Here is a 13934-nt window from a genome sequence, read left to right on the forward strand (position 1 = left end):
GGGCTTTCCCTGGGCTTTCCCTGGCACTTCCCCAAACAAACCAAGCTCCTTTCGCTCTGCAGCGCCCTGCAGCGCTGCAGGGAGAGCGGTGCGCCTCCGTCTGAGGGCCAGCGGAGCGCTCTTGTCCGCTGAACGGCTCCGCCATTCCGGCACTTCACAGGCAGCACAAATATGCTATACTAGAGCGGCAAACGGGCGGGGACGCCAAGGTACTTGACAAGGAGTAGATGTTTTATGGCCAGAGAACAGCATCTGCCACTGGAAGGCAAGATCGCACTTGTGACTGGAAGTAGCCAGGGTATCGGGCGGGCAGTGGCTCTGCGTCTGGCTCAGGCGGGAGCTGATGTCGCCGTGAACTATTATCGCCACGCAGAAGCTGCCGAGGAGGTACGAGCCCAGATCGAAGCCCTCGGCAGGCGGGCTATCGTGGTTCAGGCCGATGTAAGCCAGGAGGAAGATGTCAGCCGGCTCTTCGAGCAAATCAACCGAGAGCTGGGGCCGGTCACTGTCCTGGTGAATAATGCAGGAACCACACGCGATAAGCTGATTCTGCAGATGTCGCTCGCTGATTTCGAAGATATTTTGAATATCAACCTTCGTTCAGCTTTTCTCTGCACCCGCGCCGCCCTCCGTTCGATGATGAAGGCACGCTGGGGTCGGATTGTCAACGTAACCTCGGTTGCCGGCCTGCTCGGCAATGCCGGCCAGGCTAACTATAGCGCTTCGAAGGCCGCCATCATCGCGCTGACGCTGAGCACCGCTCGCGAGATGGCGAGTCGTAACATCACAGCCAACGCCGTGGCACCCGGTTTTGTCCCGACGGAGCTCACTTCCAAGCTGACAGAGCAGCAGCGTAAGCAGATGCTCGACTTGACTCCTCTTGGGCGCTTTGGGACCCCCGAGGAGGTCGCTGCCACCGTCTGCTTCCTCTGCTCGCCCGAAGCTGGCTATATCACCGGTCAGGTGATCTGCGTCGACGGAGGCATGGCCATGCATATCTGATCAGCCGGCCTCCCTCTCCATTGGCTCCTCGGTTTCGATCATTCCCTCTGTTGCTGCTCTTCTTTCCCTCCGCCTTGCTCGGCTCCCCCTTTTTTTGACAGGAGGATTTTCAGCGCAGGGCGACTGATCCTGAAACAATTTTGGGGCGAACTTGCTCTAATTCGATAACATCGACACCAGCTCAGGAGGCTCAACTGATGGGCTTGATTGAAACCGAGGAAACTAACCAGTTCACGTTCGAACCGTTCGCCGCACATCACTTCTATACTGAGATCAATCGCGCACTCGTGCAGCAGGCCCTGGCTCACCTGGAAGGGCAACCTCGTGAGCAGCCTTTGACCATCGTCGATATGGCCTGCGGCACCGGCGCAGTCACACGCCTGATCGCCGAAGAGCTAACTCGCCGCGGACGACAGGCGCGTCTCATCGGGGTCGACCCTTCAGCGGAGGCCCTGCGCCGCGCGCATAAAAGCATGGAGGCTCTGGGAATGCAGGCCGAGTTCATCCAGGGCGAAAGCGAGGACCTGCCACGCATCGTGCAGAACGTTGACATGGCTTTCTTCTGCAACGCCATCCATCTGGTTGCCGACAAGCTGACCGCCTTCCGTCAGATTGCCGCTATTTTGCGTCCGGGTGGCATCTTCGCCTGCAACAGCGCCTTTTATGAAGGCACCTACGTCGCCGGGACCGAGCGCTTCTATCGGATGTGGACACGCCGCGCTGTGGGCTGGTTGCGCAAAACCCACCCGGATATCCGTCCTTCGCGCGAGACCAAGGCCCAGGCGATGCAGTGGCTTTCTCCCGAGGAATACGCCGCGCTTTTCCAAGATGGGGGCTTCAGCCGCGTTGAGATGACGCAGAGACAGGTATCAATCTCGCTCGATGCCTGGAAGGACCTGGGCCAGTATTGGCTCTTTATTGAGGGCGCTCTGCCCGGTGTACCGCTGCCGATCGGGGCCCAGGCGCTGGCAGTAGCAGTCTATGAGGCCGGCCAGGAGCTGGGAGTGCAGGAGGTTCCTCGCATGTGGCTCCAGATGGTGGCGATAAAGGATGCCTGACGGGGCCGGCAACAGCGAGCCTACGGGAAGCCACGGCGCCACGGCTCACTGCTCGCTCTCGCTCAGCCAGACAGCACGCGCGCATTATCCACCTTCAATTAGCCGCCAGCGAGGTTCTCCTGGGCCATTGGCCCAGGTTATCCTTCTCCTGTCGTGGTTTGAGAGAAGCCACTCCAGGCGCCGGGGGGCCTGCTCTGCTGCTCGCCGGCAGGCATCAAGAGGAGGCGAGCGGCGCCTGGAGTACAGCATCGTAGAACTGTATTTCGTACTGATGGCTGAGACGTATCACCTGGGCCAGGCGCTGGCGCTCTGCCGGTTCGAAGTGCCGTTCGCTGAGCCAGCGCTCCAGGGGAGTGAGCTGCTCACTGATGGCCAGATGGGCACTGAAAAAGGCTACCTGGGAGGCTTCCAGGTTGTAATGGCGCATGAGCGCCGGGTAGACACGCAGGCAAAGCCGGGCAAAGACTTCCTCGCTGGCCCCCACTGCCGCCAGCCATTCTACAGGGGTACCCGTCTCTACAATCCAATAAAAGAAATTGAGCAGCGCCAGACAGGCCGCTAACGGCTCAACCTGGGCAAAAGCCGTCTGCGGTACGCCGACCGCCGCCCCGAAGCGCAGCAGCAGCTCAGGACCTCCTTTTTTAGCCGCCAGCTTATCGATGAGCATCTCCTGCAGCTCTAAATCGGGAGCGGCCCGGGCAATGGCCAGACCATCAAGACGATAGGCATCCTGGACAATGAGCCAGTCCTGCAGGGCAAAGAGACCCAGTCTCTCCCAAGCCAGTGTACCTGTCTCAATGCCGATCCAGAAGGGATGGTGAAGAATGCGCTCACGCAGCGACCGTAGCTCTGGCGTGAGCAGCTGATCAAACCATGCCATGACTCAGCTTCCTCTCGGTTGTTCTTTTTTTCTTATCTTATGCTGACGGCCCGGCTCAGTCAGCTTACGCTGCCTCACTGTTGCCGGGCAGACCAGCGATCGGCTACACTGTAAGTGCAGTCGCTGTATAATGCGCCCTGCGCTTGAACGAACAGGATCGGGAGGAGGTGGGAACAGAAGCATGCTGGATGACTTGACGCTCATCCCACTGTTTGCCTTTACCCTGGCCGCACTCATGTTTATGGGACTGGCAATCGACAGCTTTGTTGAGCGAGGCCTCTCCTTGTCTAGCCTGGCACGCTTCTGCCTGGAGTTGGCTTTGAGCAGTCTGCTGCTCTTACCCGTGGCCTATGTTCTGCTTGACGCCAGCGGCGAGTGGTACGTCTTCATTGGAATCACTGCTTTGCTGCTGATGGCGGCACTCTGTGCCCTGCTGGGGCAGCTTGCCCGTCTCATCAGCCCCAGACGCTAAGCACGCAAGACAGAGGGGAGCGCGCCAGGGATGTGCTGGCCGACCCACCAACTCAGCCAGAGGGCAGCGCCGGCATGACTGCCGACCTCGACCCCGGCGCGCCCCTTTCTGCGGCTTCCTGTGTGCTTGCCTCGACGGCTAGCCTGACCGTCTCAGCCTGCCTTTGAGAGCCAGAAGGACCTAGCTGAGATCAGCCAGGGCATGAAAGACGGTCCTGAGAGCAGGATAGAGAGCGCGATATTGCTCATAGAAGCGAGCATAGAGCGTGACCAGCTCAGGGCGAGGCACTGTGCTTTCGACCACTCTGACAGTAGCTTCGCAGGCCGCCTCGACCGAGGGATAGAGGCCAGCCGCCACTCCCGCCAGCAATGCCGCGCCAAAGGCCGGCCCCTCGCTGGCATTGGTCACGGCCAGCTCTACACCCAGTACATCGGCAATGATCTGCCGCCAGAGAGGACTCTTGGCTCCGCCGCCTGTGGCCCGCACCTGCTCTAGCTGCAATCCCTGAGCAGTAATAATGGTGAAGCAATCCTTGAGGCTAAAGGCCACACCCTCCAGGACGGCTCGAATAAGATGGCGGCGATCATGAGCGGCAGTCAGACCGATCCAACCGCCACGGGCGTAGGCATCCAGATGCGGTGTGCGTTCCCCTTGCAGATAAGGCAGGAACAGTAGCCCCGCGCAGCCAGGTGGAGCGCCCTCCGCTTCGCGTGTGAGCAGCTCATAGGCATCCAGATCAGTCCAACGCTCCAGAGCACGCTCAGGCAGTCCCAGATAGTCGCGCACCCAGCGCAACGAGAGACCTGCTCCCTGTGTTACCCCCATCAGATACCAGGCTCGTGGCACGGCATGATTAAAGGTGTGAATGCGAGGTGTCGGACCTGAGCGATCGACATGAGGGGCCTCAGCATGGGCTAGCACCACCCCACTGGTGCCGATCGAGACCAGGGCAAGGCCAGGCCGCACGACGCCATTACCTACCGCCCCACAGGCATTATCGGCTCCCCCGCCAGCAACTGGAGTACCCGCGGGCAGACCTGTGAGAGCAGCCACTTCCTCCGTGATCGTACCGGCGACGGCATCCGCCGGCACCACTGGCGGCAGCAGAGCAGGGTCAAGCCCAATTGCCTCCAATACTGCGCGCGACCAGTTTCCCTCAGCTACATTCAGCAGGCAGGTCCCGGCAGCATCGGAGATCTCCATCGCCATCGTTCCAGTCAGGCGATAACGGATATAGTCTTTGGGCAGCAGCACGGTCCGAACGCGCGCAAACAGCTCCGGCTCATGCTCGCGCACCCAGAGAATCTTGGGCGCAGAGAAACCCGGTAGGGCCGGATTAGAGACCAGCTCGATCAGCTGCGCAGCCCCCACCCGCTCGGTCATCCAGCGACACTGCGGCTCGCTGCGCTGATCTGCCCAGATGATGCAAGGGCGAATCACCTGGGCCGCCTCATCCAACAGCACGATGCCATGCATCTGGCCAGAGAGGCCGACTCCCCGCACTTCTGAGGGCTGAACCCCAACGCTGGCCCCTTGCTCCAGACAGGAGCGAATCGCTTTTAACGTCGCCTGCCACCAGTCAGCCGGATTCTGCTCGGCCCAGCCGGGACGCGGATGAAAGAGCGGATAGTCCACAAAGGCCGAGGCCAGAGGACGGCCATCCGCCGCAGCAAAGATAGCTGCTTTCACGCCAGTGGTGCCCAGATCAATACCAAGTAGCGCTTCCATCGGTATGCATCCTGGAAAAACAGATCAGCAGAGCGGGTCATGCACCTGCTGAGCGCACCAGGGTCAGCCTCCCCTGCCAGGCAGTCAGACGAAAGCATACGCGTGCCATGCCTGATCACAGGCCCGCCCTGAGCGGTCAACAAGACGAAGACCCTCCTCTGCTGTAGCGCTTCAGCCTGTTTCTTACTCCTCAGCGCTTCTTACGCTGCTGGACGATGCGATCGATATAGGCCTGATCAAGGCCCAGCGTCTCGTAGACGATGCGATAACCTTCGACAGCGTCAGCCCGCGCCCGCGCCTCAGCCAGAGCCTGACGATCGATCTTGCGTGCCAGGTCATCGATAAAGGTCCACTGCAGGACTGAGCGACGCACCGCTGCGATCTGGTCCTCAGTATAGGGGTAGAGATCATAGCCAATGCGCTCGCCATTCTGGCCATAGCCAACATCCTGCAGCGTCATAGCCAGCTCCAGGGTCTGCATAAAGAAAGAAGCACCGACCATGTTATCATCGTCGAAGGTGCCCCAGCCTGAGTTGGCATGCTGATGGCCCAGACGTCCCTCAGCATGCAAGAGAGCGGCGTACTCCGCCAGGTTTTCCCCATTCATGATCAGGTGCTGCCAGTCCATATTGACCAGCAGCCGCGAAGTATCGACGCCCAGGCGCCCGATGCGCTCGATAGTATAGAGGCAGGCAGCGATATTGCGCATCAGGATATTCATAGCTGGTTCACTATTCTTATGCTCCAAGAAGACTTTGACGCCCTTGGAGGCGGCATGAGCGACGACTTCGGCTACCCCTTCGACAAAGAGGTTCCAGGTGTGGGCGTAGTCGCGCTGAAAGTTATAGTTATAGCCCTCGGCCCCTGGCCAGATAATGAAATTGGCGCCCAGGGCGGCGGCCAGATCGACACCACGCTTGAGGGTTTCGATGCCACGACGACGCAGGGCCGGGTCGGGGTTAATGAAAGCGCCGAGCTTGTAGGTAGGGTCGGTGTGGAGGCCGGCGGCGATGCAATAGATATCCATCGGGCCCAGAGCGGCTTTGATGGCCTCGACGGTGTCCTCATTGATCTCGCCGGGATAATGGTATTCGAGGCCATCGACCAGATCGGCCAGTCCATCAACCACGCGCTTCGTGCGCGTGACCATGTCCTCGTTGGCCACCTCGGGATGGTAGCCAGGCGGGACAAAGCGTGTGACGTTGGGGCCAAAGGCCCAAATCCCAACGCTGTTTTTGATGGCTTGATGTTCCACTGCTCCCTCCTTAGAATGAGATTCCGGTGGACTGTCTCCCGGTACGGTTGTGTTTGTCTGGCCCCCGTTGCCCAGGAAGCAATCGCCGATCCACCTTTAAGTATACACCCGAGGAGCCTGAAAAGGCGATGGGAAGGCCCGCTCAAGGCGAGTCGCTCCGGCCCCGGGCGGGAGAAGAGCAGCGCGCGGGAAGGAAGCCGCCAATCAACCTGACCGAGCGAAGCGCGATGGGGAAGGATAGAGCAAAGTGAAACAGAAGTTCCAGAAGGGAAGCATAAAGAAGGTATTGACAGAGAAAACCGGGGTTCTTTATAATCAGCCCATCTACCAGCCTGGTTGATCTTGCAAGCCACATATCCTGCTGGTGGCAAATCCAGGTCACGTCAGCAGAAGGATGGCGGGACGATGGAAGCAAGGCCGTGTGAGGTTTTACCAGGACCATAGCGTAATGTCTCGTAGGGGGTGGATTTGTGCGCTCCCCAAAAAGTTGCGCTCACCGCCCTGCTTTTACCCGCTTTGCGCGGTGCAGACCTGGTATTTGCGAAGGAGGCTGTTCTTCCATGAAGAGAAACTGGTTACGCTTCATGGCGATGACGATGGGTATACCTTTGCTTGTAGTAATGCTGGTAGCCTGCGGAGCCGGCACGACAACAAGCACGAGCAGCAGCTCAACACAGGGGTCTACCATCATCAAGGTCGCCACTGATTTTCCGGTCAGCGGCGCGGACGCTGGTATTGGAAAATCGACCGAGAACGGAGCGCACCTGGCCGTTGATGAGGCCAATGCTAACCATGTGATCCCCGGCTATACGCTGCAGTTCGATCCCCAGGACGATGTTGGTGCCTCGGGCGTCCACGATCCAACGAAAGGCGCGAATAACATGAAGGCCCTCGTTGGTGATGCCCTGGTGGCAGGCGTGGTTGGCCCACTCAACAGTAATGTGGCCCAGGCGGAGATGCCAATCGCCAATCAGGCCCCGCTGGCAATGATCAGCCCGGCGAATACCAACCCCTGTCTGACCAAGGAAGGGGCCGATGTGGGCTGCACCGGAGCAAATGACCTGGTCCCCAAGCTGCGCCCCACAGGAAAGGTGACCTACTTCCGCGTCGCGGCCACCGATGACCATCAGGGGCCCGCCATGGCGGACTACCTGTATAATACGCTCCATCTGCACACGGCCTACGTCATCGATGATACAGAGACCTACGGCGCCGGCCTCGCTAAGTACTTTGTCCAGGAGTGGACAAAGCTGGGCGGCACAGTGGTCGATGGCAAGAGCCACAGCGTCAAGAGCACTACTTCCTATTTGAATCTGCTGACGGCAGCAGCAGCCTCCAAGCCCGATGTGATCTACTTCGGTGGCAACTACTCGACCGGAGGACAGTTGATCCAGCAGCAGATGATGACTATTCCCACGTTGAAGAACGCAGTCTTCGCGGGCGGCGATGGCCTGACTGGTAGCTCAGATTTCTACAAGCAGATCGTCAATTCGGGCGGTAAGGCCTACATGACAGTGGCCGCTCCCGATGTGTCGAAGATCCCCGCCGCGCAGCAGTTCATCAAGGACTACACAGCAAAGTACGGCGATGTGGGTCCTTATAGCGCTGCCGCCTACGATGCCATGAATATCCTGATTCAGGCCATCAAGACGGCCCTGACCAAGACCCATACGCCCAAGGACTCAAGCGACGCGGCTCAGGCGCAGGTCTTCCGCCAGGCGGTCATCGACGCTCTGAAGACGATCACCTATAACGGCATCACTGGCAAGATTTCCTTCGACCAGAACGGTGACACGACCAACAAGATCTTTACGGTCTATCAGGTCGCCAACGTGAACGGTCAGCCAGACCTGGAGGCGAAGGAAGTCGTTACCGTCCAGTAACACAGCACAAGAGCAGGCAGGCCAGTCAGGCTTGCACCGCTTAGCCGTTCAGGCTGTTGCTGGCCTGCCTTTTCAGACTCCTACTTGCTGTAACTGTTGCAGTCCTCGGTTGGCTGAAGATTCTCCCCAGGCTGGTGTCCCTGTGGCTCCTGTTGCTCTTGCAGTGCTTGCTGTTTCTGTAGTCCTCATCGCCCACTTCAGCCAATCTTTCTGGATAAAGGCAGGAGAGAGGCAGTCAGTCAGGCAGCTCGTTAGCCCATCAGCCAATCAACCCCAAGCATTGACCGTTGCTTTCTCTTGCCTTGCCCCTACCCGTCAGATGCTGGTATCATAAACTGGCAAAAGGTGAGGTGCAGGTTCTATGACCCTGTTTTTGCAATTGCTCGTCGAAGGGCTTGTCATCGGGTCGATCTACTCTCTGGTCGCCCTGGGCTATACTATGGTCTACGGGATCATCGAGCTGATCAACTTCGCCCACGGCGATATTTTCATGATGGGCACACTAGTAAGCCTTTTTATGGTGACGAACGTCTTTCACGTGACCGACGTTTCCAAGATGTCACTGGGCGGCATGCTCGCCATGCTTGTCGTTACATGTCTGGCATCTATTGTCATCTGTGCTCTGCTCGGTGTGCTCATTGAGCGTGTAGCCTACCGTCCGCTGCGCAATGCCCCTCGCCTGGCACCACTGATCTCGGCCATTGGCGTCTCGCTGGCGCTAGAGGATATTGCGAAGGCCATCATTGGCCCTAATCCTGTTGCGGCGCCATACCTGGTCCCCCTGGTCCACTACAGCATCGGCTCGGTCGACATCACGAATACTGATATCATTGTGCTGGTCGTGGCCCTGGTGCTGATGGTGGGCCTGCAGTGGCTGGTCACCAGCACTCGCATTGGGCGTGCCATGCGCGCTGTGGCTCAAGACCGCGAGGCGGCTGCCCTCATGGGAGTCAATGTGGACCGCGTGATTGCGATCACCTTCCTGATCGGCGCTGGTATTGCTGGAGCTGGAGGCTTTGTCTTCCTGCTCTCGACTAACAACACTGTCTTCAACATTGGCTTTGAGCTGGGGTTGTTCGCCTTTACTGCCGCTGTGTTAGGAGGCATCGGCAATCTGGTTGGTGCTATGCTTGGCGGTCTGGTGATTGGCTTGATCCGCGCCCTGGTGACCTACATTCCCGATCGCGATCTTCCCTTCGGTCTACCGCACGGCGGCGTTGCCTGGCAGGATGCCGTGGTCTTCGCTATCCTGATCTTGATTCTGGTCTTCCGTCCCACAGGCCTCCTCGGGCAGCAACTGGCAGAGAAGGTCTAGCTGCGAAGCGTGAACACGCGCACGTTGCTATAAGAGGTACAACACGATGGCTATGTTGGTCCCTTCCCAAATCCTGCCACAGACAGGTGAGACCCGCCGGCTGCTTCTGAAATGGGTCATCGCTTTTTTGGTGCCGGTGCTCGTCTTTACGCTCGTCTGGAGCGGTGAGGCGATTCTGAATGCCGCCCTGCTGGCAATCTTCTCCCCCGGTAGCTTCTCAATTGCGGCGATTGCCGCCGGCCTCTTTATGCTGCTCTTTTACGGCATCATCATGGGGCTGACAGGCTATCTGGTGGCAGCCGATAGTGGTCGTCAGAGTCTGCTGGATCTGTGGATCTCAATGTTCTTCTTCACGGTGGTGCCGATCCTTCTGATCTACATCACCGCCAACCTCTTTGTGGGCCTGGCTGCCTCAGTAGTGGTCTGGGCCTTCTACTATTATGGGCGCCGTCTCGTTCGGCGTTTCCGTCCTCCTGCTCCACCTCCTCCCCTGCCAACCCTGCAAGCGCTTGATGCTGAGATGCGCGCGACCTTGCTGACACGCGCACGCCTCGGCAGTTTCTGGTTTGCACTTTCTCTCTCCTTGATCTGGTTATTGGTCGATCTGCTCTTCTACTTTACTGGCCAGTACGGCCAGGCTTCACTGCTGTTCCTGGTTTGGATCCTGCTGCGCAGCGTGTTGCTGCCTGTCGCTGGCTGGCTGTTAGGGAGTCTGGGCGGCCTGGTGGCGATCCGTCACGCCGTGCAGGCCAATGGCAACGGCAGCAACGGCGACCGTTCCGGTGCGCCAGTCAGTGCACGCCAACTGCGCCTGCTCTCAGCTACCCGCGCTCGCGAGGAGGCGCGCGATCTGGTCCCCAATGATCTTCCTCTGCGCAGCACGGGCGCCCGCAATTTCTACCTCCTGTTGCTTCTCGCCCTGCTGGTGTTCTACCCCATGATCGACCCCTTCCTCTTTGGCCCGGGCACGGACTCCCGTCTGGACAACTACGGTAACGCCGGCTACTATGTGATTCTGGCGCTGGGTTTGAACATCGTCGTGGGCTTCGCTGGCCTGCTGGACCTGGGCTATGTGGCCTTCTTTGTGATCGGGGCCTACACCTGGGCAATGGTTGGCTCACCCCAGCTGACAGTCCTGACAGGCATTCACATCAATCCCGATATCTGGCCCTGGCTATTCTGGCCAATGCTGATTGTAGCCGCTTTGATTGCTGCTCTCTGGGGCGTCTTGCTGGGCGCTCCCACCTTACGCCTGCGCGGCGACTACCTGGCAATCGTGACGCTCGGCTTCGGCGAGATCATCCCCATTGTGGTCCAGAACCTGGATAAGTACACCAATGGCACCAACGGTCTGACGGGTATCTACTCTCCGGCCTTCTTTGGGGTACACTGGAATGTCTCGACTTCGGAGCCGTACTACTACCTGATCCTGGTGCTGATCGCCATTGTGTTGCTGGCGAATCTGCGCCTGCGCGATTCGCGCATTGGACGTGCCTGGATAGCGATGCGGGAGGATGAGATCGCCGCCGCCGCCTCGGGCATCAATTTGACGCGGACAAAGCTCCTCGCCTTCGCGGCTGGTGCCTTCTTCTCTGGAATCGCCGGCGCTTACTATGCCGCGAAGCTCAGTACGGTAACATCCGGCAACTTCAGCTTCAGCGACTCGGTAATCTATCTGGCAATGGTGGTCCTCGGCGGCCTGGGAAGTATCCCCGGCGTGGTAGTGGGTGCCCTGGCTGTCTACGCAGTCAACGTCCTGGTCTTGCCCCAGCTCGACGCCTTGGGAAACGATCCTAGCAGCATCATCTACCCGATCTATACGCACATCCTGCAGGTGATCCCCAATTTCTCGTTTAGCAATATCCGTAACCTGATTTTCGGGATCATCCTGGTGGTGCTCATGATCTTCCGGCCAGAAGGACTGATCCCCAGTACGCGCCGACGTCATGAGCTGCACCGCACTGAGGTCGAAGGGGTAGAGATCACTTCGTTGGATACTCCACCTGGGGCCCCAGGCTTCGAGTCAGAGATGCGCGTCGAGTAAAGAGCCGCGAGCATGTGTGACGAACTGCAACGGAGCGAAGACCCATGCTACCGAATATCGAGGTTGTTCCTAGCTGGAGGCTGCAATCATGACCGCTGAGTACGAGCAGGCCCCTCAGTCCACGCGTCAACCTTTGCTAGAGCTGAAGAAGGTGACCAAGCACTTCGGCGGCCTCGCTGCAGTCCAAGACGTGGACCTGGCCATCTACCCGCAGGAAATTGTGAGCATTATCGGACCGAATGGCGCGGGCAAAACAACGGTTTTCAACCTGATTACCGGTATCTATCTGCCCACTTCGGGTGAGATCATCTTTGAGGGCCAGCCCCTGAAGAAGGCCTCCCCCCACCAGGTAGTGCAGCACGGCATCGCGCGCACATTTCAGAACATCCGCCTGTTCAATAATATGACGGTGCTCGAAAATGTGCTGGTGGGCGAGCATCTGCGCCTGAAAGCTTCAATCCTGGACGCGGTCTTCCGCCCCCCGTGGGTCAAACAGGAGGAGGAGGAGGCGCGCCGACGGGCGATCGAGCTGCTCAGTTTCTTCGGTCAGCACCTGGTCGATCGCCAGGATGAGTATGTGATTAATCTCTCCTACGCCGATCGCCGCCGCGTGGAGATCGCCCGCGCTCTGGCCTCGGAACCTAAACTGTTACTACTCGATGAGCCGACCGCGGGCATGAACGAGGCAGAGACAATGGAAGCTGTGCATTATATCCGCCGTCTACGCGACGAGCTGCATCTGACCATCTTGCTGATCGAGCATAAGCTGATGGTGACAATGGGCATTTCCGACCGCATTGCCGTGCTCGACTACGGACGCAAGATTGCTGAGGGGCTGCCCGATGAGATCCGCCGCGATGAGCGGGTGATTACGGCCTATCTCGGCAAGGCGGCTACCGCCGATCGCCAGACATGGCAGGTGGCACTCCGGCCCCAGTCGGAGGGGGAGGCAAATAATCACCATGAGTGAGACGCTGATTGTGCCAAGGGCTATGCTCTGTTCGTTGATTACCAAACTGCCGCTTGTGTTGGAGGGGACCGATGAATGAGGTGATGCTGCAATTGGAGCACGTCGATACGTTCTACGGTCCCATCCAGGTGCTCTACGATATCAATCTGGAGGTGCGCCGCGGCGAAATCGTCTGCTTGCTGGGGGCCAATGCCGCCGGCAAGACGACTACCATGAAGACGATCTTCGGCCTGGTCCGCCCACGTCGGGGGAGGATCACTTTCGATGGACAGCGTATCGATAACCGGCCTCCCAGCGATATTGTCCGCCTGGGCCTGGCTCTGGTCCCCGAAGCGCGCCGCATTTTCCCGCGCATGACAGTATTGGAAAATTTGCAGATGGGCGCCTATACCCGTACGAACAAGGCTGAGATCGAGCAGGACCTCGACCACGTCTGTCAGATCTTTCCACGTATTAAGGAGCGCCTGAAGCAGATAGCGGGGACCCTCTCAGGCGGCGAACAGCAGATGCTGGCTATGGCCCGCGCATTGATGTCACGTCCGCGGATGATGTGCATGGATGAGCCGTCAATGGGCCTCTCTCCTCTTCTGGTGGAGACAGTCTTTGAGACGATCGTGCGCATTCGCTCAGAGGGCGTCACCATCTTTCTGGTGGAGCAGAATGCCTCGATGGCGCTGAGCCTGGCCGACCGCGGCTATGTACTGCAGACCGGTAAGATTGTGTTGAGCGATACGGCAGCTAATCTGCTGCAGAACGACCTGGTGCGGCAGGCTTACCTCGGCGGCTCTTGAGTCGCAGGCCTACCCACCTGGCCCCTCTGCACTGCGCCTACGTCGCTTTGCCTTGGTCAGCCAAGCCAAGGACGCAAGCCCGCATAGCCCGCGATCAGTCCGCTCGCAGGGCATGCGGGCTTTTTTCTCTTGAGAGTTTACCGTTCTCCAACACTTACCCATTGAGGACAGAGCCTGAACAGTGGTTGGTTCCTGCTTCACCCAGGGCAGTTTCACCGCCTCCCGTGAGACGGCCAGAGCTGCCCTGTCCACAGGCGTGACTTCCCGAGGAACTCCCGGTAGTTCTAAGCGCTTCCTGCAACACGTTGAGCGCGGCATTCTGGTCACGATCAAGCACCACGCCACACGCCTCACAGACAAACGTCCGCTCATGCAGACCAAGCGCTGGCTTGATGTATCCACAGGCAGCGCACCGCTTGCTTGAAGGAAAGAAGCGGTCAATCACCACCAGCCATGTTCCGTAGCGTTTGGCCTTGTCTTCCAATTGCCGTCTGATCTCGCCAAAGTTGCTATCGGCAACAGCTTGAGCAAGCTTG

12 protein-coding genes are annotated in these 13934 nt (G+C 58.9%); 8 read left to right on the forward strand and 4 right to left on the reverse strand.

Annotated features, from left to right (window positions below):
* The first annotated feature begins 234 nt into the window (after positions 1-234).
* Entirely contained in the window at positions 235-1002 is a 768-nt protein-coding gene (fabG, locus tag IRZ31_RS14760; RefSeq protein ID WP_297154950.1) for a 3-oxoacyl-[acyl-carrier-protein] reductase, read from the forward strand.
* 197 nt (positions 1003-1199) lie between these two features.
* On the forward strand, positions 1200-2060 hold the full coding sequence (locus IRZ31_RS14765; RefSeq protein WP_297154952.1) for a class I SAM-dependent methyltransferase: 861 nt from the start codon (positions 1200-1202) through the stop codon (positions 2058-2060).
* 214 nt (positions 2061-2274) lie between these two features.
* Here the strand turns inward: IRZ31_RS14765 and IRZ31_RS14770 are convergent, their stop codons facing one another.
* Positions 2275-2940, reverse strand: a complete 666-nt coding sequence (locus tag IRZ31_RS14770; RefSeq protein WP_297154954.1) for an iron-containing redox enzyme family protein — start codon at positions 2938-2940, stop codon at positions 2275-2277.
* Positions 2941-3121: 181 nt separating this feature from the next.
* Between IRZ31_RS14770 and IRZ31_RS14775 the strand changes: the two genes are divergently transcribed.
* Positions 3122-3412, forward strand: a complete 291-nt coding sequence (locus IRZ31_RS14775; protein ID WP_297154956.1) for a hypothetical protein — start codon at positions 3122-3124, stop codon at positions 3410-3412.
* A gap of 180 nt (positions 3413-3592) precedes the next feature.
* Here IRZ31_RS14775 and xylB read toward each other — a convergent pair whose 3' ends face one another.
* Positions 3593-5140, reverse strand: coding sequence for a xylulokinase (xylB, locus tag IRZ31_RS14780; protein WP_297154958.1), 1548 nt, complete (start codon positions 5138-5140; stop codon positions 3593-3595).
* A gap of 190 nt (positions 5141-5330) precedes the next feature.
* A complete protein-coding gene (locus IRZ31_RS14785; protein ID WP_297154959.1) occupies positions 5331-6395 on the reverse strand; it encodes a TIM barrel protein in 1065 nt (354 codons plus the stop codon).
* Between the two features lie 560 nt (positions 6396-6955).
* Here IRZ31_RS14785 and IRZ31_RS14790 point away from each other — a divergent pair.
* The 5 genes from IRZ31_RS14790 to IRZ31_RS14810 all read left to right on the forward strand — a co-directional run bounded on the left by IRZ31_RS14790 (position 6956) and on the right by IRZ31_RS14810 (position 13398).
* Entirely contained in the window at positions 6956-8278 is a 1323-nt protein-coding gene (locus tag IRZ31_RS14790) for a branched-chain amino acid ABC transporter substrate-binding protein (protein WP_297154961.1), read from the forward strand.
* A gap of 361 nt (positions 8279-8639) precedes the next feature.
* A complete protein-coding gene (locus IRZ31_RS14795) occupies positions 8640-9593 on the forward strand; it encodes a branched-chain amino acid ABC transporter permease (protein ID WP_297154963.1) in 954 nt (317 codons plus the stop codon).
* Positions 9594-9639: 46 nt separating this feature from the next.
* Complete coding sequence (locus IRZ31_RS14800; RefSeq protein WP_297154965.1) at positions 9640-11637, forward strand: hypothetical protein; 1998 nt, start codon at positions 9640-9642, stop codon at positions 11635-11637.
* An 88-nt stretch (positions 11638-11725) separates the two neighbouring features.
* A complete protein-coding gene (locus tag IRZ31_RS14805) occupies positions 11726-12607 on the forward strand; it encodes an ABC transporter ATP-binding protein (protein ID WP_297154968.1) in 882 nt (293 codons plus the stop codon).
* A gap of 71 nt (positions 12608-12678) precedes the next feature.
* Positions 12679-13398: an ABC transporter ATP-binding protein gene (locus IRZ31_RS14810; protein ID WP_297154970.1), complete on the forward strand. Its 720-nt coding sequence runs from the start codon at positions 12679-12681 to the stop codon at positions 13396-13398.
* Positions 13399-13552: 154 nt separating this feature from the next.
* Here IRZ31_RS14810 and IRZ31_RS14815 read toward each other — a convergent pair.
* Positions 13553-13934, reverse strand: a 382-nt coding sequence (locus tag IRZ31_RS14815; protein ID WP_297154972.1) for a transposase, incomplete at its 5' end; no start/stop codon positions are given.

Source organism: Thermogemmatispora sp. (genome assembly GCF_019683635.1).
Lineage (GTDB): Bacteria > Chloroflexota > Ktedonobacteria > Ktedonobacterales > Ktedonobacteraceae > Thermogemmatispora.

Excerpts from the sequence above, each read along its gene's own strand:
- fabG (WP_297154950.1), top strand. The coding sequence starts at position 235 with ATGGCCAGAGAACAGCATCTGCCACTGGAAGGCAAGATCGCACTTGTG.
- IRZ31_RS14765 (WP_297154952.1), top strand. The coding sequence starts at position 1,200 with ATGGGCTTGATTGAAACCGAGGAAACTAACCAGTTCACGTTCGAACCG.
- IRZ31_RS14770 (WP_297154954.1), bottom strand. The coding sequence starts at position 2,940 with ATGGCATGGTTTGATCAGCTGCTCACGCCAGAGCTACGGTCGCTGCGT.
- IRZ31_RS14775 (WP_297154956.1), top strand. The coding sequence starts at position 3,122 with ATGCTGGATGACTTGACGCTCATCCCACTGTTTGCCTTTACCCTGGCC.
- xylB (WP_297154958.1), bottom strand. The coding sequence starts at position 5,140 with ATGGAAGCGCTACTTGGTATTGATCTGGGCACCACTGGCGTGAAAGCA.
- IRZ31_RS14790 (WP_297154961.1), top strand. The coding sequence starts at position 6,956 with ATGAAGAGAAACTGGTTACGCTTCATGGCGATGACGATGGGTATACCT.
- IRZ31_RS14795 (WP_297154963.1), top strand. The coding sequence starts at position 8,640 with ATGACCCTGTTTTTGCAATTGCTCGTCGAAGGGCTTGTCATCGGGTCG.
- IRZ31_RS14800 (WP_297154965.1), top strand. The coding sequence starts at position 9,640 with ATGGCTATGTTGGTCCCTTCCCAAATCCTGCCACAGACAGGTGAGACC.
- IRZ31_RS14805 (WP_297154968.1), top strand. The coding sequence starts at position 11,726 with ATGACCGCTGAGTACGAGCAGGCCCCTCAGTCCACGCGTCAACCTTTG.
- IRZ31_RS14810 (WP_297154970.1), top strand. The coding sequence starts at position 12,679 with ATGAATGAGGTGATGCTGCAATTGGAGCACGTCGATACGTTCTACGGT.